This is a genomic window from Sinorhizobium numidicum (assembly GCF_029892045.1).
Lineage (GTDB): Bacteria > Pseudomonadota > Alphaproteobacteria > Rhizobiales > Rhizobiaceae > Sinorhizobium > Sinorhizobium numidicum.
This window is the reverse complement of record NZ_CP120367.1, coordinates 940,025-958,294: the sequence shown is the minus strand read 5'-3', so window position 1 is coordinate 958,294 and position 18,270 is coordinate 940,025. Positions and strand designations below refer to the sequence as shown.

The window sequence follows — 18,270 nt, the reverse complement described above, 5'->3', positions numbered from 1 at the left end:
GGAGGCTAGGCATGAAGACGGGTGTTTCGATCCTTGGGATCTTCGTGGCCGACACGGCCTATCTGGCGCCGCGCATGCCGCTGATCGGCGAAACGATCACTGGCAGCGGATTTTCCGTCGGCCCGGGCGGCAAAGGATCGAACCAGGCGGTGGCGGCGGCACGCGCCGGCAGCCAGGTTTCGTTCATCTCCAGGCTTGGACGCGATACGTTCGGCGAGATGGCGCTCAAGACCTATGCCGAGGCGGGCGTGACGCCCAAGATCGTTGAAATGGACGATTTGCCGACGGGCGCCGCCTTCATCTACGTAAACGACCAGAACGGCGAGAATGCTATCATCGTCTATCCAGGTGCCGCCGGCTCGATCGATGTGGGCGACGTGGAGGCGGCACGCGAGACGATCGAGAACTCGCGCGTCTTCGTAACCCAGCTCGAGCAGCCGGCAGAGGCCGCAGAAAGCGCGCTGCAAATCGCGCGTGCCGCCGGTGTCACGACGGTGTTCAACCCTGCGCCCGCGGAGCCCTTCCCGGAGAGCATCTATCCGCTATGCGACTATATCGTTCCGAACGAAACGGAAGCGGCAGCAATTGTCGGCTTTGCCTTGCCAACGCTTGAAGACGCGCGTCGCGGCGGTGACGTGCTCTTGAAGAAAGGTGTCAAGACGGCGCTCATCACGCTTGGCGAGCGCGGCGTGCTCTACCACACCGATGGCCAATCGGCTCTGGTGCCCGCTATTGCAAGCGGGCCGGTGGTCGACACGACTGGGGCCGGCGATGCCTTCGTCGGCGGATTTTCGGCCGCTCTGGCGCGGGGGCTGGCGCCCGTCGAGGCGGTACGCTTCGGTTGCGCCACCGCCGGCATATCTGTCACACGCCGCGGAACGGCGCCGGCTATGCCAAAGCTTGCCGAGATCGAGGCTCTTCTCGACAAGGGGGCGGCAGCGTGACACGCAATGACCCGATCAAGCACTTCTTCATCTGGCCGGCATTGATCATCGTTCTTCTGATTTCGATCTTTCCGCTGATCTATTCGCTCACGACGAGCTTCATGAGCATGCGGCTCGTCCCACCGACCCCGGCACGCTTCGTCGGCTTTGGCAATTATGCCGATCTGCTGCAGAACCCGCGGTTCTGGCATGTCGCGACCACGACGACGTTGATCGCCTTCATTTCCGTCGGGCTGCAATATGTCATCGGACTCTCCGTCGCCATTGCCCTCAATTCACGCGTGCCGGGCGAGGGGATTTTCCGCGTCGGTTTCCTGCTGCCTATGCTCGTTGCGCCGGTCGCCGTGGCGCTGGTCGCCCGCCAGATTCTCAATCCGACCATGGGGCCGTTGAACGAGTTCATGAGCCTTATCGGCTTTCCGAACCTTCCGTTTCTCACGAGGACCAGCTGGGCGCTGGGCTCGATCATCGTCGTCGAGGTCTGGCAATGGACGCCGTTCGTGATCCTGATGCTGCTCGCCGGCCTCCAGACCTTGCCGGACGATGTCTACGAGGCGGCCGCCCTTGAAAACGCAACTCCATGGCAGCAATTCCGCGACATCACCTTTCCGATGCTGCTGCCGATCTCGGTGGCCGTCGTCTTCATCCGCCTGATCGAAAGCTACAAGATCATGGATACAGTCTTTGTGATGACCGGAGGAGGGCCGGGTATCTCGACCGAGACGCTGACCCTGTTCGCCTATCAGGAGGGCTTCAAGAAGTTCAATCTCGGCTACACTTCGGCGCTGTCATTCCTCTTCCTGATTTTCATCACGGTTATTGGGCTCGTCTACCTCGCCATCCTCAAGCCCTATTTGGAGAAGCACAAATGAGCGTGCGCACCCTCAAGGGAAATCGCCGCTGGCTGGCGCTTGGCGGATGTCTTCTCTGGCTGGCCTTCACCTTGTTTCCGCTCTACTGGGTGGCGATCACCTCGTTCAAAACGCCGCTTGCTGTCGTCGGTGGTCCGACCTACTTGCCATTCGGCGATTTCGAGCCGAGCCTGACGGCTTGGAATGAGCTGGTATCCGGTCAGCGCGGGCAATTCTACAATACCTTTATTGCATCACTGATCGTCAGTCTGTCGGCAGCGGTGCTCGCCACCGGCATCGGTGCCATGGCAGCCTATGCGCTCGTTCGCTTCACATTCCGTTTCCGGCTTCTGTCGGCGCTGATCTTCGTCGTCATCGCCTTTGGAGGCTTTCTGTTGGGGCGCAACGTGCTCGGGTTCGGCCAGGGAATTTCTCTGATCTATGCCTTCATCGCGGCGCTCGCGCTTGCGGTCATCTCAAGCCGCTTCCGTCTGCCGGGACCTGAGCTTGGCAACAACGACATCGTATTCTGGTTCGTCAGCCAGCGCATGTTCCCGCCGATCGTCGCCGCTTTCGCGCTCTATCTCATGTACACGGAAGTGGGAAAGCTCGGCTTCAAACTCGTCGACAGCTATATCGGGCTGACCTTTGCTTATATCGCCTTCTCGCTGCCGATCGTCGTATGGCTGATGCGGGACTTCTTCGAGGCCCTGCCGGTCGAGGTGGAGGAGGCGGCAATGGTGGATAACGTGCCGACGTGGCGGATCTTCTTCGGCATCGTCCTACCGATGTCGAAGCCCGGTCTCATCGCCACCTTCATGATCACGCTCGCCTTCGTGTGGAACGAGTTCCTCTTCGCGCTCTTTCTGACCAGCTCGAAATGGCAGACGCTGCCGATCCTCGTCGCCGGTCAGAACAGCCAGCGCGGCGATGAATGGTGGTCGATTTCCGCCGCCGCTTTGGTCGCAATCATCCCGATGGTTGTGATGGCAGGACTCTTGAGCAGGCTGATGCGGTCGGGCCTGCTTCTCGGAGCGATCAAATGACTGCGTGTCTCTTTTGGTAAGGTTCATTCAGAGGGAGGAAAGAATGAGAAAGCTGCTACTCGCATCGACTGCCGCCTGGCTCTTGGCCGCTGGCGGCGCCACAACGGCCTTTGCCTGCGATCCGGACTATTCAGGCGTCGAACTGACGGCTACGACGCAGACCGGGCCCTATATCGCCTCGGCGCTTCAGCTTGCAGCCAAGGGTTGGGAGGAAAAGACCTGCGGCAAGGTGAAGGTCGTCGAATTTCCGTGGTCGGAGCTTTACCCCAAGATCGTCACCTCGCTGACCTCCGGCGAGGACGCCTTTGACGTGATTGCCTTCGCCCCTGCCTGGGCGCCGGACTTCACCGATTTCCTGTCGGAAATGCCGGCCGACATGCAGAAGGGTGCCGCTTGGGAGGATATCGCACCGGTCTACCGCGAGCAATTGATGGTCTGGAACGGCAAGGTGCTGTCGCAGACCATGGACGGCGACGCCCATACCTACACCTATCGCATCGATCTCTTCGAGAACGCGGACAATCAGAAAGCCTTCAAGGAAAAATACGGCTACGACCTCGCGCCGGCAAAGACCTGGAAGCAATATCTGGACATTGCCGAATTCTTCAATCAGCCGGCGAACAACCTCTGGGGCACGGCGGAAGCCTTCCGACGCGGCGGCCAGCAATTCTGGTTCCTGTTCAGCCACGTCGCCGGCTACACCAGCCATCCGGACAATCCGGGCGGCATGTTCTTCGACCCGGACACGATGGATGCTCAAGTCAACAACCCGGGCTGGGTGAAGGGGCTCGAGGAATACATCCGCGCGTCGAAGCTCGCGCCCCCGAACGCGTTGAACTTCTCCTTCGGGGAGGTCAACGCCGCCTTCGCCGGCGGACAGGTAGCCGAATCGATCGGCTGGGGCGACACCGGCGTTATCGCGGCCGATTCCAAACAGTCGAAGGTTGCCGGTAACGTCGGCTCGGCGTCGCTGCCGGGCTCGGACGAGATCTGGAATTACAAGACCAAGAAGTGGGACAAGTTCGATCAGGTCGTGCAGACCTCGTTCATGGCCTTCGGCGGCTGGCAGGCGGCGGTGCCGAGCTCTTCCACCAAGCAGGAAGCGGCCTGGAACTACATCCAGTATCTGACGAGTCCAGAGGTTTCCGGTCAGGCCGCTATCACCGGCGGTACGGGCGTCAACCCATATCGCATTTCGCACACGACCAATCTCGATCTCTGGTCGAAGATCTTTACCGAGCGTGAGGCAAAGGAATATCTTGGAGCCCAGAAGGAGGCGGTCACCGCGAAGAATGTCGCACTCGACATGCGTCTTCCGGGCTACTTCTCCTATACGGAAGTGCTTGAAATCGAGCTGTCCAAGGCACTGGCGGGTGAAGTCACGCCGCAAGAGGCGCTCGATAGCGTTGCCGAACAATGGAACAAGCTGACGGATGAGTTCGGCCGCGACAAGCAACTCGCCGCCTATCGCTCATCCATGGGTCTGCCGACGAAGTAATCCACGCCCAGCATACCCGCTTCGAGCTTTTCGAAGCGGGTATGCTTTTTTAGAATGGCGGCTCAACTCGCCATTTTTGCCGTCGCATTTCGCCCGCAGCCACCTGCGGGCCTCATCAGAAAAGGCGTCAGTATGTCCCAGGTCCGCTTGGAACAAGTTACAAAATCCTTCGGCAGCATCACCGTCATTCCGCCCCTTGACCTTTCGATTGCCGACCGGGAGTTCGTCGTTCTCGTCGGTCCATCGGGCTGCGGCAAGACGACGACGCTCAGAATGATTGCCGGCCTGGAGACAGCTTCCTCGGGGACGATCCGGATCGGCGAACGCGATGTGACCGAACTGAGACCGGGCTTGCGCAACTGCTCGATGGTGTTCCAGAACTACGCGCTTTATCCCCATATGACCGTGGCCGAAAACATCGGCTATGGCATGAAGGTGCGCGGCACACCCAAGAGCGACATCGAGAGGTCGGTTGCCGAAGCCGCCCGCATTCTGAACCTGGGCGCCTACCTCAACCGCAAGCCCAACGCGCTTTCCGGCGGCCAGCGCCAGCGCGTCGCCATCGGCCGCGCGATCGTGCGCCAGCCGGACGTCTTTCTCTTTGACGAACCGCTATCGAATCTCGACGCGAAACTCCGGATCGAAATGCGCACCGAAATCAAGCTTTTGCACCGGCGTCTTCAGACGACGGCGGTCTATGTGACGCATGATCAGGTCGAGGCGATGACCATGGCCGACCGCGTTGTGGTGATGAACCAGGGCCGTGTCGAACAGGCTGCCGATCCAATCACTCTCTACGAAGCGCCCGCCAATCTCTTCGTCGCGGCCTTCATTGGCGCCCCGAGCATGAATTTCATCGATGGTATCCTCGAGCGTGGTGAGGGTGGGCTCTGGTTCCGTGCGCCCGGCAATGTCACGCTGCCGCTGCCGGACGAAAGGGCGAAGAAACTCGGCGCCTACCTAGGCCAGGCAGTCATACTCGGTATTCGGCCCGAGCATACGATGGCGACGGAGACGAACCTGCCAAGGATCAGCATGCAGGTGCGAGACGTCGAGCCGCTCGGCCCTCATACGCTCGCAATCGGCAAGGTAGGCCCGGCGCCATTCACTGCCCAGGTGCATGCAGGGGCACCCATTTCGCCGGACGACGTTATCGATGTGCCGATCGATATGGCGCGGATGCATCTGTTCCTGAAGGGCACGGGCGAAGCTGTCGGCCGTTGACGAGGTTCTCTACGGCGTACTTGCGAAAATTGTCAGGACGGTACGGCCCGGGTTCAGGCTGGAACGGCGAAGGAGAGATGCAATGGCCGGGTTGAAGGTGAGGGCGAGGGAGACCGGGGCTACCGCCGTCGTCGGACGGACAGGCGTTCCGCACGTGAAATCGGTTACGGGCGGCGAACTCGACATCATCACCAGCCCATCGCAGCCAGGATTCGGACCGCTCGATCTTCTCTATGCTTCGCTCGCCAGTTGTCTGGTGCTCAGCGCGCGCATTGCGGCGAGCCGCTTCGGCGTGCTCGACCGGCTTGCGGAAGTCTCAGCCAAGGTTACCGGCGAGAAAGCCCATGACGAGCCCTCCCGCATCGTGCGCTTCAACGTCGACTTCGTCATCAAGGGCGATTTCGATGACACGGTGCGGCACGCCATCGCCGAGGCCGCGGAAAATGAGATCTGCACTGTCAGCAACACGCTCCGCGGCAGTCCCGAATTCCTGAGCCACGTCTCCCACTAGGCGAGCGCAACCGCTCGACGTCAACGCAGGTCCTAGAACCGTTCGGGTTCAACGATTGGGACTGGACGCGTAGAAAGGCTCAAAGTCACTGGGAGAAGCCTGGCGTTACCCCCGCGCTCTTAGCGCTGATGTCAACGGAAGCCGTGTCGCTGCGATGGCGGGAAGCGCCCCGCCAATGATCCCGATCGACAGGCCCATGAGACCAGCTGCCAGCATCACGTCGCCGGTCACCGCTAGTTGGAACGCCAATTGGGCATCGTTTGCCCCTATGGTGCTCGCCTGCCAGCCATTGAAGGCCAGCCATGACGCGATGATGCCGACGGCGGCGCCCGTTGCGGAGAGCAGCATCGCCTCGACCCATGTCGCCAGAAATGTCGAGAGACGGCTGAAGCCCAAGGCACGCACCGTCGCGATCTCGACCGTCCTGTCGGAAACGGAGGTCATCATCGTGTTGAGTGCGCCGGCGGCGGCGCCGGTCGCCATCAGCAGCGCGATCGGCCAGCCGAAAAGTCGAATGAGGCTGCTGGTGCGCTCCGACTGCGACGCATAGAGATCGGCTTCCGAAACGGCGACGAGCGGCATGGCCGGGAAGGAGCCAAGCGCATCCCGCAATGTCTTCAGCGCTGCGGGATTGGTCAGACGGAGACGCAGAGCCTGCGTCTGGCCTTGCCGGTCGAAGGCGGACTGTACGGTTTCGAGGTCACCCCATATTTCGGATTCGAACGCACTGCCACTGGCGGAAAAGTGCCCAACCACGGTCCAGTCGACCGCGCCGAGACGCACCCGCTCGCCAATGCCGAAGCCGCGAAACTCCTGCGCAATACGGGCTCCGACGACGATTTCGCGCGAGCTCGCCGAGAAAAGGCGCCCCGCGGCCAGTGCCACGCTGTCACGCAGCGTAGGACCGGAAGGATCCATGCCGCGCAGCGCCAGCGTCCGCTCGGCGCCAGGCTTCGGTTGCTTCACGTCAACGGGTACGACCATTTCACGGGACGAGACCAAATTTCCGGCCGCATCGCGCACGACGCCAATATCTTCCGCGGTCGCCTTGAGGAGCCGGATCGCATCGGACGGCACATCCGAACCAGCCTCCTGGTTTGTACCACCGCCGAGGATCACGGCGACTGAAGGTGAGCCGGCGCCGGTCAGCGCCTTTTCGAAACCCTTTGCCATGGAGAGAAAACCGCTCAGGACGCAAACGACCAGGGCGACCGACAGAACCATTGACAGCGAAATGGAGAAACGGCGCGGTAAGCTCGACAGGTTGGCCCGGATCATCACGAGCGTCTGTTTGATTTGCGAAGACATGGGCTACCTCGTTCGAAAGGCGGTGACGATCGGAGTTCGCATTGCGTTGAAGGCCGGGAGGGCGCCGGTCGCGAGACCAAGGGCGATGATGATGGCCGTGGCTTTCGCGAGCACCAGGCCGGAGAAAACCAGTCCAAGCGTCGGACCGGCCAACAAAGTTGCAAGCTTCGCCACGGCGAGCCCCGCAAATCCGCCCACGGCGAATATGAACAGCGTCTCGCCGAGGACCAGCGTCATGATCCGCAGGCGCGAAAAGCCCAGCGTCTTCAGGAGGCCGATCTCGAAGGTCCGTTCGCGCACGGCGAAGACCATAGTGTTGATGACGATCATCAGGATGGTGACGAAAGCCGCGCCGACGACCAGACCGACGATCAGGCCGGTATCGGCGTATTGGCGGAGGAAGGCTTCGAGGAACTGCTTTTCCGACTGCGTCTTCGTCGCCGCGGCCGAGTTGGCGAAGAGCGCGTCGATGCGGGCGGCGAGCAATCCCGGTGAGACTGTTGCACGCGGGCGGACGATGAAGGCGTCCACGGTGTCCTTGCCCCGCGCCCGGGCGGCGTTGACGTAGTCATAGCGGGCGATCATGAAATAGGTATCGGTGCTCGCACTCTCGCCCTCGAAGATGCCGGCGACCTCGAAGCTCCAGTTGCGGCTGCCATCCTCCCTCACGGTCTGGAACGCAGCCACCGCGACGCGCTGGCCGACGGACCAGCCCTGCGTCCTAGCGAGTGCGCGCCCGACCAGCACCCGATCGCGAGCCTCGCCGATCGCGTCAAGCAGCGGCGACGTCAGGCCCAGTTCCTTGCCGTTGACGGCTGCCAGTAACGCGGGATCGGCGGCGCTTATGGCGACGACATTCCTCTCGACATCCACGAAGCCGCGCATGCGCGCCATGTAGGCAACCGCGGCGACATCGGGAGTCGCGGCTATCCGCGTCATATGGGCCATGGGCAAGGGCTGTGTTCGCCCCGCGCTGTTCATCACGCCGAGTATGTCATCGCTCGCACCCGCAGAACCTTGCGTCCCGTCGAGGAAGCTCGCGGTCAGGCCATAGACCAGGAAGGCGACGGCGACGCAGAACATGACGAGCATAGTTCGTATGGGCTTTCGCCAGGCGTTCTTCCTTGCAAGCTTGAAGAATGTCATTGCGCCGACCTCTCCTGCTCGATGAACTCACCCTTGTCGAGATGCAGCGTGCGTCTGGCGGAGAGGGCGGCTTGCAGATCGTGCGTGACCATGACGATCGTCTTGTTCAGCTCGCGATTGAGGAGCCGCAGCATCTCCAGGATATCGTCCGCCGACTTGCGGTCGAGATCGCCGGTCGGCTCGTCGCAGAGCAACAGGCCAGGATCGGCGACGATGGCGCGGGCGATGCCGACGCGTTGCTGCTGCCCGCCGGACATAGTGGCCGGATATTGCGTCTGTCGGCCGGCGAGCCCTACCAGATCGAGGGCCTTGTCGACCCGCATCCGCCGCTCCTTGTGGGATAAGGGTTTGAGCAGCAACGGCAATTTGACGTTGTCCGCCGTGTTGAGCATAGGCAGCAAGTTGTAGAACTGGAAGACGATGCCCATGTGGTGGGCCCGCCAGGACGACCGGGCGTTTTCGCCCATTCGTTCGAGGCGGTTCCTGCCGATGCGCAGCTCTCCGGCATCAGGACCATCGATGCCGCTCAACATGTTCAGGAGCGTAGATTTTCCCGATCCGGATGGTCCCATGACGGCGACGAAATCGCCGCGCGCTATCGTCAGGTTCAGGTCTGAGAAAATCGATATCGTCTCTCCGCCGATGCTGTATCCCTTGCTGACGCCTTTCAGCTCGATATATGGCTCTTCCTGTCCGGTGACTGTCATTTTACGGTGTCTCCATGGTGGTCATCGGGGTTTGGGAGGATGACGGGAATGCGGATACGCGCGGCCATGTTCGGGCGGATACCGGAGGGAGGCGCGATGACATTGCTCGCTGCGCGCTCCCACGCCGCGCATGCGTCTTCAAGCTGCTGTTTGGACGCAGCGTCCCTGGCACTGAGAACTTTGACGCGATCAAGCGAGGAGCGTGCCTGCGCCAGATCGATTTGCCTGGAGGCAAGCACCAGTTCAGCCGAAATGTTCGCAGCTCTCGCCTCCTCGAGAGAAAGGCGAGCGCTGGCATCGTCGAGGGTGACCAACACCTGTCCAGCCTCGACCTTATCACCCACGTCGACGGCGACGCCGACGATCCTGCCTTCATATTTGGAATAGACGGTCGTGAAGTGCGGCGCGACCACGTAGCCTGAGCCCGTCACGTCTCGAGTAACGAGGACTGAAGTTGGAACGGCCGATTGCGCTCCTTCACGCGCCTTCTGCTGCATCTTCGCATGCTCAGATGACGCGTCGGCGTCTTTATAGGACACCGCCGGATTCCCCGCCGTCTTCGGCGCGGCGAAGAGAACGGTTTTGATACGTTCGGCCGCATCCGGCCGATGCAATGCTAAGACAACAAAAGAAGTGGCGGTTACCAGCGCAAGAACGCAACCGAGGATGAGAAGCCGCCGGGAGCTTCGCTTCGGCGGCTCGAATTCGTCTGTTACAGGCTCAAGAGAAAGCGACCTGAGCGTGTCGGCGAGTTTGCGGTCGTATTCAGTGGTCGTGTTCATGCCGACAGGATGGCCGGCCCGGCTGAAATCGCGACTTGGAACGCGTTTGAGATCGTGCTTGATCGCGATTTGATACTCGATGCACGATCAAGCCGCCGTCAGGACTGCGGCGCCTTCCTCTCTCTCCATTCCAACGGCGTCATGTCGGTGACGCGACGGAATTCGCGGTTGAAATTGGACTTGGTCTGGAAGCCGACGTCAAACATGATTTCGGTCACGGATTTTTCCGACTCAGCGAGCAGACGGCATGCCTCGACGATCCGGTACTCGTTGACGTATTGAGAGACATTGTTGGCCGTCGCCCGGTTTATCGCTCCCGAGATCTGCCGTGCGGGGATACCTACCTTGCGGGCCAGTCGCTCGAGGTTGAGATTGGCGTCGCGATAGATGTGCTTCGTCTCCATCAGCGCCTGAACCATGGCGATGGTTTGCTTGTCCTCCGCTGTTTCGGGCTTTGGTGCGATGTCGATAGTTTCGACAGGAGTGCGGCTGCGGCTCGCCGCGGCGGCCGCAACTGCGAGGATAAGCAGCGCCGCGAGGTTCCCGAAGGTGATGACCGTCACCGCACGCTCGCCATCGGCCCATGCCAGATCGAGAAACACGAAGGTATCGACCGCCGCCGACAAGAGCAGCCCCACCGCCGTGAATATGATCGCGCGATAGGCGGAAACCGCTCCCTCGAAAGGCGCGAGGCGAAGCGCGTCCGCGCCCGGCCGCATCAGGAAGAGGATCGCCGCGGCATAGCCGACGAAGATCAGGACCAATGCGACGTCGATGGCGTCCCGCCATGCCGCCACGAGTACGATGATGACGGCCGCTGGAAGGGCGTGCAGTCCGATCCGCGACAACCAGGATCGGCGGCTCCTCCGCACCAGTCTCGAGACGCCTCCGTAGGCAAGCGGCGGCACTGTCGCCGCGACCACGGGTGCGACGTACATGACGCCATGGACCCCGTAACCCCAGCGTAGACCTGAAAGCAGCGATTGAAACGCGCTGATCAGGATCAGCGCCAGAAACGGCAGGTTCGGCGACGCTTCATCCTCCCGCCTGACCATGGTGACGAAGAGAACGAGGAGCAGGATGGCAACAACGAAGGGAAAAGGGATGAACAGCATGAAGGATACGATGAGAGTGGCGGGAGGTATAGTTTCTTACATCATCACAGAAACCATGACTTCCCGCGACCTCAATCGTGTTTTAGGTCGAAGGCGGCGCCGTCAGTCCCGCGCCAGCATCTTTCGCCCCTGATTATCGGGCGCCGAGTGCAATGCGGTCCGGTACAGGGCCATCGAGAACCTCCTCGGGATCGCCTGGCTGAACGAGGTGGATACGCGTGCCGCTCTCGCTGGCACCCAGACCCGGCTTCAGGACCTGCTGGCCATCATAGTGGCCGCCATTCTGAGTGCGGAACGCGATTGGCCTGTCATTGAAGAGGCCGGCGATGCGGCGCTTATAGGCGTCAGCGACGGCTGGCCATTCGGTGTCCGCCAGCCGATCACTCTGGTAAACGGCGAAGGGCGGAACGACTTCAAGACCCGGGTAGAAGAGAACGCCATGCTGAATGGGCCAAAGGAGGTCGTCGAGTCGGCCATTCACTCCGCGCGCGCCATAGTGAGGCTCGCGGCCGCCAATCGTCACGGTGAGCATGGCGCGGCGTCCGCTGAGGACGCCTTCTCCGTAGCGATCGCCCCATCTCTCGCCGCCGTGGACACCGACTCCATAGGCGAAGCCATATGCGAAGACCCGGTCAACCCAGCCTTTCAAAATGGCAGGCATGCCAAACCACCACATTGGAAAACTCAATAGAACGGCGTCCGCCCATAGTAGCTTTCGCTGCTCGGCATCTATGTCAGGGGACTGGGTACCTGAAGCAAAAGCATGGCGCGATTCGGCTACGTAGCTGAGACGGTCCGGTCGACCTTGCTCGATGAAATCCCCTCGATCCGCGACCGCTTTCCAGCCGGACTGATAGAGATCGGAGACCCGCACTGTATGCCCTTGGGCGGTGAGGGTGTCGACAGCCAAATCCTTCAGCGCGCTGGTTAGCGATTTCGGTTCCGGATGCGCATGGACGATGAGAATGTTGCTCATTCAGTATGTTCCTCGATCAGTTTCTTTGGGTTGGGTTTGGTGATGGCGATGCACCCGCCTCGTCACCCTTGAATCCCAGGATTGATCATGTGGGCCTCCCACTGCTATTTCTGAAATCGAAGTTTTGATGCGTTGGTATAATTTTCATGGATATCGAACGGCTCGATCTGAACCTGCTCGTCACGCTGGACACGCTGCTCGCCGAGCGAAACGTCACGCGTGCCGCCAAGCGGCTGAACCTGAGCCAACCGGCACTATCTGCGCGGCTCACGCGGTTGAGGGAGATCCTCGAGGACCAGTTGCTGTTGCCGGCCCAGCGCGGCATGGTGCCGACTCAACGCGCGCTGGAGCTGCAGGCGCCACTTCATGAAGCATTGGAAGCAGTTCGCCGGGTCGTCGCGGAAGGCACCCCATTTGATCCGTCCAGCGCGGTCGCTACGATAACGATCTCAGCAAGTGACTATGGCCAGTATTCAATCCTGATGCGTCTTGCCCGAGTGTTTCGGACCGAGGCACCAGGAGTGAGGATCGTTTGGCGGACCATCGATGCATCGGCGCTAACGGCTCAGATGGAGCGAGGCGAAGTGGATCTGGCGCTCATGACGCCGGAGAGCGCGCCTGAACTGCTGCGCATGAGAAAACTGTTTCGTGAACGGTACGTTGCGATTGCGCGCTCCGATCACCCGGTCGTGCAGGGAAGCATCGACCTCGATGTATTCTGCGCACTCGATCATGTGGTTGTCTCCCCTCAGGGCGGTGGTTTTATCGGGGCGACCGACGTGGCGCTCGAAGCAGCAGGCCGTAGCCGCCGCGTCGTTCTATCCGCTCCCGGTTTTCTTATTGTTCCGGAGATCATCGTACGGTCGGACATGATCGCGCTGGTTCCCCATCGAATTGCACGCGATCGCTCGGATCAGCTGCAGATCCTGGAGCCGCCGATAGCCGTTCCGGGCTTCGAGATAGCTATGGTTTGGCACGACAGGACGACGACGCACCCGGTTCAGCGCTGGCTGCGAGAGCGAATCGCAACTGTCGCAAACAACGGTTCCATTGCGCCTTGACGGCTCACCACGCGACCTTCAGGGCGATACTTTCTTCTTCAGGCGCATGAGCCGCGGCTGCCTGCCTGCAAACGCCAGGGAGGTTGCGGTAGATTTCCAAATAGTCCTGGGTCATGCGCTCGGCGGTAAAGCGCCTTTCGAAGGCACCGCGAACCTTTCGCCTGTCGAGGCTTAGCACCGCTTCCAGCTTCTCGATCGCTTCGGGCATCGTATCGACCAAGATTCCCGAGACACCGTCGTCGATCACCTCTGGCGCCGAACCGCAACGAAAGGCGAGCACAGGGGTGCCACATGCCATCGATTCAATCATCACCAGGCCGAACGGTTCGGGCCAATCGATCGGAAAAAGCATCGCGGCTGCATTGCCGAGGAAGTCGGCTTTCTCACGTTCGTCTATCTCGCCCATGTATTCGACGTTGGGATGGCTCGCCACCATGGGTTCGATCACGGTTTGCCAATAACACTTATCTTGCGTGTCCACCTTCGCGGCGATCTTCAAGCGCATCCCGACTCGATCGGCGATCTCGATGGCACGATCGGCCCCCTTCTCCGGCGAAATGCGCCCGAGGAACGCCAGATAGCCGCTGTGAGGCTTTTCGGTGAACGGCAAGACATTCTCGTCCAGGCCATGATAGACGGTTCCTCTCCAGTTGACGGGGGGCATCGGCTGCCGCTGGTCATTCGAAATGGACACCACCGGAATTTCAGGAAAAGCGCGATAGAAGGGCTGAAGGTCAGGCAGATCGAGACGGCCGTGAAGCGTCGTGACGGTGCGATCGGCGAAATCCCTGATCAAAGGGAAATGCAGAAATTCGATATGGAAGTGCAACACGTCGAACTCCTGCGCGTGGCGGCGAACCTCCTCGATCATAGCGGCTAGATGAGGAATCGGATCGCTTACGGCCGCGTTGAGCCTCAGTGCGACCTCGGAACATGGCACCAGTTTGGCTTTCGTGAGCGAGTCGCCGCTGGCAAAGAGAGTTACGTCATGACCTTGCCGGACCAATTCCTCGGTGAGATAGGAAACAATTCGTTCAGTACCTCCATAAAGCTTGGGCGGAACTCGCTCCGCAAGTGGTGCAATCTGCGCAATCTTCATTGCGAAAACTCCTATCGAGGGAAGCAGCCCGCCATGTGCCTCCGTTTATACGCAAGTTCTGTTGAGACAATTGTCGAGAGCGACTCTTGTTCCGTCCCTGGAGTACGGTTCGCTGGTCTGCCGGCCGGATGCGTACAAATAGGCGAAGCAAACAGAATCGATGCAACTGTCCCTGGCCGGAAGAGGTGCGGCGGCACATGTTTCCTGCAAAATCGAACGTGCAAAACCCAACGCAATGTAAGTTCCGGCTTGTGGTGCGGAATGCCCGCAAACTGGCATGGAACAGGGCAACAGCCTGACCAGCAGCAGCAGCCTGATGTTCAAGGTGGGGCAACCCAGAGATCGTGCCGGCGTATGAGGGCTATTTGTTCTTCGTGCTGGCGCACGGCCGAATAGTTATCATCGAGCCTTGGACACTGAGAGGTGGTGGTCATCGTCACCTAGCGCGCCGACGCGCAGCCAGGGTCCGCTGTCCTACAGCGCCGTGCGTCTTTTCAGACGCACTAAGGCCGCTGTAGCACTTTGAATCGCTGCATGTTTTCGCCCTTAAATCGGTTCCGATTTAAGGGAACATGCAGTAGGGGGACCGATCTTAACAACAGGTAGATGAGACCGGACAAGCATCGAAGGGCTGCAGTTCCTGAGATCGCCCGGGTTTGCCGATTGGAGCCGTCGAAGATCAATCAGCACCAATGCCGAATGTTGCCGGTGCCGAAGGCTCTGCGCTTCGATAGTGGCTTGGCGGCACGCCGATAACGCGCTTGAAGGCGCGGCTGAAGGCTGCTTCTGAGTCATAGCCAAGACGCCGCGCTGCGACGGAGATGCGCATGCGATCGCGGGTTAGCCACTGCCGCGCCTGGTGCATGCGCACTTGCGTCAGGTAGCGTGCCGGCGTCTCTCCGACCACCGAAGCAAACAGTTGGGCGAAGCCGGAGCGGGAGGCCCCCATCACTTTGGCGAGCGAGCCTACGGTCCAGTTCTTCTCGGGATCGAGATGAATCGCCGCCATGACGCGCCCTATGCCTGGATGCCGCACCGCCGCCATCCAGCCGCTCGTGTCGCCGCATCCGTTCTCCACCCAGGAGCGTATGATCAGGGCGGCCAGCACATCGGCAAGCCGCGCCAGTACGCCGCCTGAGCCGACGCGGCTGGCGCCGACCTCCCGCGCCATGGCATCGAGCAGGTGCGGGATCGCCGGCTCGCTGGCGGTGAGCGCGTCGATGCGCATAACCTCGGGCATCATGCGCAACAGCGGTTGCATGGCATCCAGATTGAACTTCAGGCTCCCGCAGAACAAAATTGTGCTCGGTCCTCGCCCGCCTCCGCAGACGTCGTAGACGCATTTGCACACCTCTTGAACCGAGTATGCCTCGAGAGGAGACAGCTTCTCACCGGGTGAACTCGCCAACGCGTGCTCGCCGCCACGTGGGAGAAGCACGGCGTCTCCACGTTTCAACTCGATCCATTCGCCGTCCGGAACGCGCAACCAGCAGGCGCCGCAGATGAAGTGGAATCGCGCCGCCTCCTGCGCCGGAAAGAAAATGCCCCATGGCGCGGCCAGTTCGCAGCGGCCGTAGTCGACGCCGTCAAGGCGCAGGCCCCTCAGCATGTCGGTCAGGGAATCTCCCGAGGAGTCAGCCGCATATTTGGACGAATGATCAAGCATTACAGAATTTCTAACATGGAATGTCCAATGCGTCACGGCCTATCTAAAGCAGACCCATAGCGGAGCCTGCTCATATGTCACAAACAGCTACAATCCTGGAGGCCGGACTTTCACCGGCGGCGGGCGAAGAGCGAAGCGATCCCGCCTGGGCCGGCGTCGTGTCGCTAGCGCTTGGCGTGTTCGGTCTCGTCACCGCGGAGTTTCTCCCGGCCAGTATCCTGACGCCGATGGCGGCCGATCTCGGCATCAGCGACGGTACGGCCGGGCAAGCTGTCACGGCGACCGCTGTCGTCGGCGCCATCGCGGCGCCGACCATTGCGATCTTCACGCGCAACTTTGATCGCCGGCTCGTGCTGTGGGGCTTCAGCCTTGCGCTGATCGTCTCCAGCTTGCTCGCGGCGCTTGCCACCAATCTCACGATGCTTCTTGCCGCCCGGATCGTACTCGGCATCGGACTTGGCGGCTTCTGGTCGATGATGGCGGCCATCGCATTGCGTCTCGTGCCGATGCGTCTCGTGCCACGTGCCATGTCGATCATCTTCACCGGCGTATCGCTTGCGACGGTCTGCGCCGCGCCTGTCGGCGCCTATATAGGCGATCTCTGGGGATGGCGCGCCGCCTTCTGGGTGGCCGCTGCGCTCGGCGCGGTGACGCTGCTGGTTCAAGTTACGAGTGTGCCGTGTCTGCCGCCGCAATCGGCGCCGAGCCCTAAGCTTCTGCTCGACCTCCTGCGCAGGCCGAGCATCCGCATCGGCATCGTCACCGTCCTGCTCTTCGTGTCGGGCCACTTCGCTGGTTTCACCTATGTCCGCCCGTTCCTGGAGAAGGTGCCTGGATTCGGTATCGAATCGATCTCGTTGATCCTGCTGGCCTATGGCGTCGGCGGCTTTTTCGGCAATCTCGCAGGCGGCTTTGTCATCGAGCGCAGCATCACGGCCGCCGTCAGCCTTGGCACTCTGCTCATAGCGGCAATGGCGCTCGCATTGGTGGCCTTTGGAGCGAACGACATCGTCGCGGCGGCTTCCGTGACGCTCTGGGGCTTCGCGTTCGGAGCATTGCCGGTGGCTGTCCAGACTTGGATGGTGCGCGCTGCCCCCGACCATGCGGAAAGCACCGGCGGCCTGATCGTCGCGACGTTTCAGGTCGCCATCGCCAGCGGGGCCGTTCTGGGCGGTCTCTTCGTGGATGGCTTCGGGCCGCTTGGTGCGATCACCTACTGCGCCGCCGCAACGCTTGCCAGCGGACTCTACGTTCTGGCATCCAGGCGAAGCATCCGGGAGTGAGCAGAGCATTCCATAAGAAAAGATGGATGAATCCCAGTCTATTGCATCGTCTTTATAAGAATGTCCTTCAGCGAGGATGAGGCACGCCGCAAATGCCGGCGACGGCGATTGCCACCGAAAGACCTGCTGGCAATCGCCTGCGAATTAGCGCCGTGGTCTGGGGAACCTATTGGTGATCATTTCGTTGAGATGGCATTAGCTCTCGCTTAAATAATCGATCAGAGGAGAGAGCCATGAAGAGGACAATCGGTAAGGTTCTAGCAACGGTGTTGGTCGGCGTCGGCACCATGATCGCGTTGCCGTCTGTGCCGTCGGCGCAGGGGCTGGACCTATACATTGGACCGGGCGGCCCGGATCTGGATTTTCGCGAATCCCCCCGAAGATACTATGATGACGACGACTATCGCGGGCGCTGTAGCGAGCGGCAAGCGATTCGTCGTGCCTATAGGCTTGGAATTCGCGACCCAGAGGTACAAGACGTGACGCGGAGACAGGTTGTCGTCGATGGCGTTAGCCGTCGTGGTAACTACACGACGGTCTATTTCGCAAATCGTCGAGGTTGCCCGCGAATAGGCTAAGCCTTGGAGGAGCCGAGGAGCGGCGGTCATATATCGGGGCTCCACCACGAGTCTCGCGTAGCGGCAGCGATCTGACCTCTCAGGCGCTGCTGCGCATAAATTTGGGCCATCTTTATTGCCGAATCTTCGAGGGCATCGTTTCCGTCCGCGATTTCGGCCGCGCGGGTGATGCGGCGAGAGCACCAAGTCAACTCCTCGAATCGTGCGTTTTCCTAACGGCGAAGGCTGCCGTTCCCTCACCGTTTTTCGTCGCCGGGCCAGATAACCGTGGCTGCACGCATGGCGCCAAGTGGCTCGATAGCAGCGCGGCATCACGTTCCTGTCTATCACGTTCCCCTCTGGGTAATACCCTCTCGCCCCAAATTTCACGATTGCTGAGACCGGCTCCCAATTGACGACGCGCCTTGTCCTGAATACGGGTGCAGGGTTCCCGATTTCTAGCCGCGGCTGTAACCGAACCAACGGACAATCATAT

17 protein-coding genes and 1 pseudogene are annotated in these 18,270 nt (G+C 60.9%); 10 read left to right on the top strand and 8 right to left on the bottom strand.

Going from position 1 to position 18,270, the window contains the following annotated elements; translation table 11 throughout:
• Nucleotides 1–11 precede the first annotated feature (11 nt).
• From rbsK to PYH37_RS04590, 6 genes are all read left to right on the top strand, one after another.
• Nucleotides 12–944 carry a ribokinase gene (gene rbsK, locus PYH37_RS04615; RefSeq protein ID WP_280732252.1) on the top strand — a complete coding sequence of 311 codons (933 nt, stop codon included), beginning with the start codon at nucleotides 12–14 and terminating at the stop codon, nucleotides 942–944.
• A complete protein-coding gene (locus PYH37_RS04610; protein WP_280732251.1) occupies nucleotides 941–1,816 on the top strand; it encodes a carbohydrate ABC transporter permease in 876 nt (291 codons plus the stop codon). The genes rbsK and PYH37_RS04610 overlap by 4 nt, the downstream gene beginning before the upstream one ends.
• A complete protein-coding gene (locus tag PYH37_RS04605; protein ID WP_280732250.1) occupies nucleotides 1,813–2,841 on the top strand; it encodes a carbohydrate ABC transporter permease in 1,029 nt (342 codons plus the stop codon). The genes PYH37_RS04610 and PYH37_RS04605 overlap by 4 nt, the downstream gene beginning before the upstream one ends.
• 43 nt (nucleotides 2,842–2,884) lie before the next feature.
• Entirely contained in the window at nucleotides 2,885–4,339 is a 1,455-nt protein-coding gene (locus tag PYH37_RS04600) for an extracellular solute-binding protein (protein WP_280732249.1), read from the top strand.
• Nucleotides 4,340–4,471: 132 nt separating this feature from the next.
• Nucleotides 4,472–5,563: an ABC transporter ATP-binding protein gene (locus tag PYH37_RS04595; protein WP_280732248.1), complete on the top strand. Its 1,092-nt coding sequence runs from the start codon at nucleotides 4,472–4,474 to the stop codon at nucleotides 5,561–5,563.
• Nucleotides 5,564–5,645: 82 nt separating this feature from the next.
• A complete protein-coding gene (locus tag PYH37_RS04590; RefSeq protein WP_280732247.1) occupies nucleotides 5,646–6,074 on the top strand; it encodes an OsmC family protein in 429 nt (142 codons plus the stop codon).
• Nucleotides 6,075–6,179: 105 nt separating this feature from the next.
• Here PYH37_RS04590 and PYH37_RS04585 read toward each other — a convergent pair whose 3' ends face one another.
• From PYH37_RS04585 to PYH37_RS04560, 6 genes are all read right to left on the bottom strand, one after another.
• Entirely contained in the window at nucleotides 6,180–7,382 is a 1,203-nt protein-coding gene (locus PYH37_RS04585) for an ABC transporter permease (RefSeq protein WP_280732246.1), read from the bottom strand.
• A gap of 3 nt (nucleotides 7,383–7,385) precedes the next feature.
• Nucleotides 7,386–8,528 carry an ABC transporter permease gene (locus PYH37_RS04580; RefSeq protein WP_280732245.1) on the bottom strand — a complete coding sequence of 381 codons (1,143 nt, stop codon included), beginning with the start codon at nucleotides 8,526–8,528 and terminating at the stop codon, nucleotides 7,386–7,388.
• Nucleotides 8,525–9,235: an ABC transporter ATP-binding protein gene (locus PYH37_RS04575; RefSeq protein WP_280732244.1), complete on the bottom strand. Its 711-nt coding sequence runs from the start codon at nucleotides 9,233–9,235 to the stop codon at nucleotides 8,525–8,527. Before PYH37_RS04575 ends, PYH37_RS04580 begins: the two co-directional genes overlap by 4 nt.
• Nucleotides 9,232–10,017, bottom strand: coding sequence for an efflux RND transporter periplasmic adaptor subunit (locus PYH37_RS04570; RefSeq protein ID WP_280732243.1), 786 nt, complete (start codon nucleotides 10,015–10,017; stop codon nucleotides 9,232–9,234). The genes PYH37_RS04575 and PYH37_RS04570 overlap by 4 nt, the downstream gene beginning before the upstream one ends.
• A 98-nt stretch (nucleotides 10,018–10,115) precedes the next feature.
• The gene (locus tag PYH37_RS04565; RefSeq protein ID WP_280732242.1) at nucleotides 10,116–11,132 is read right to left on the bottom strand and encodes a helix-turn-helix domain-containing protein; all 1,017 of its coding nucleotides are present in this window, start codon (nucleotides 11,130–11,132) and stop codon (nucleotides 10,116–10,118) included.
• 133 nt (nucleotides 11,133–11,265) lie between these two features.
• A complete protein-coding gene (locus PYH37_RS04560) occupies nucleotides 11,266–12,108 on the bottom strand; it encodes an NAD(P)H-dependent oxidoreductase (protein WP_280732241.1) in 843 nt (280 codons plus the stop codon).
• Nucleotides 12,109–12,254: 146 nt separating this feature from the next.
• Between PYH37_RS04560 and PYH37_RS04555 the strand changes: the two genes are divergently transcribed.
• The gene (locus PYH37_RS04555; protein WP_280732240.1) at nucleotides 12,255–13,169 is read left to right on the top strand and encodes a LysR family transcriptional regulator; all 915 of its coding nucleotides are present in this window, start codon (nucleotides 12,255–12,257) and stop codon (nucleotides 13,167–13,169) included.
• Between the two features lie 4 nt (nucleotides 13,170–13,173).
• On the opposite strand, the gene PYH37_RS04550 is transcribed toward PYH37_RS04555, so the two are convergent.
• Nucleotides 13,174–14,268, bottom strand: coding sequence for a glycosyltransferase family 4 protein (locus tag PYH37_RS04550; RefSeq protein ID WP_280732239.1), 1,095 nt, complete (start codon nucleotides 14,266–14,268; stop codon nucleotides 13,174–13,176).
• Between the two features lie 338 nt (nucleotides 14,269–14,606).
• On the opposite strand from PYH37_RS04550, the pseudogene PYH37_RS32390 reads away from it, so the two are divergent.
• Nucleotides 14,607–14,712, top strand: a pseudogene (locus PYH37_RS32390) (DUF1236 domain-containing protein); the annotation flags it as partial.
• Between the two features lie 235 nt (nucleotides 14,713–14,947).
• On the opposite strand, the gene PYH37_RS04545 reads toward PYH37_RS32390, so the two are convergent.
• Nucleotides 14,948–15,934, bottom strand: a complete 987-nt coding sequence (locus tag PYH37_RS04545) for an AraC family transcriptional regulator (protein WP_280732238.1) — start codon at nucleotides 15,932–15,934, stop codon at nucleotides 14,948–14,950.
• Nucleotides 15,935–16,008: 74 nt separating this feature from the next.
• Between PYH37_RS04545 and PYH37_RS04540 the strand changes: the two genes are divergently transcribed.
• Both PYH37_RS04540 and PYH37_RS04535 read left to right on the top strand, forming a co-directional pair.
• Nucleotides 16,009–17,217: an MFS transporter gene (locus PYH37_RS04540; protein ID WP_280732237.1), complete on the top strand. Its 1,209-nt coding sequence runs from the start codon at nucleotides 16,009–16,011 to the stop codon at nucleotides 17,215–17,217.
• 233 nt (nucleotides 17,218–17,450) lie between these two features.
• Nucleotides 17,451–17,795 carry a hypothetical protein gene (locus PYH37_RS04535; protein ID WP_280732236.1) on the top strand — a complete coding sequence of 115 codons (345 nt, stop codon included), beginning with the start codon at nucleotides 17,451–17,453 and terminating at the stop codon, nucleotides 17,793–17,795.
• Nucleotides 17,796–18,270 lie beyond the last annotated feature (475 nt).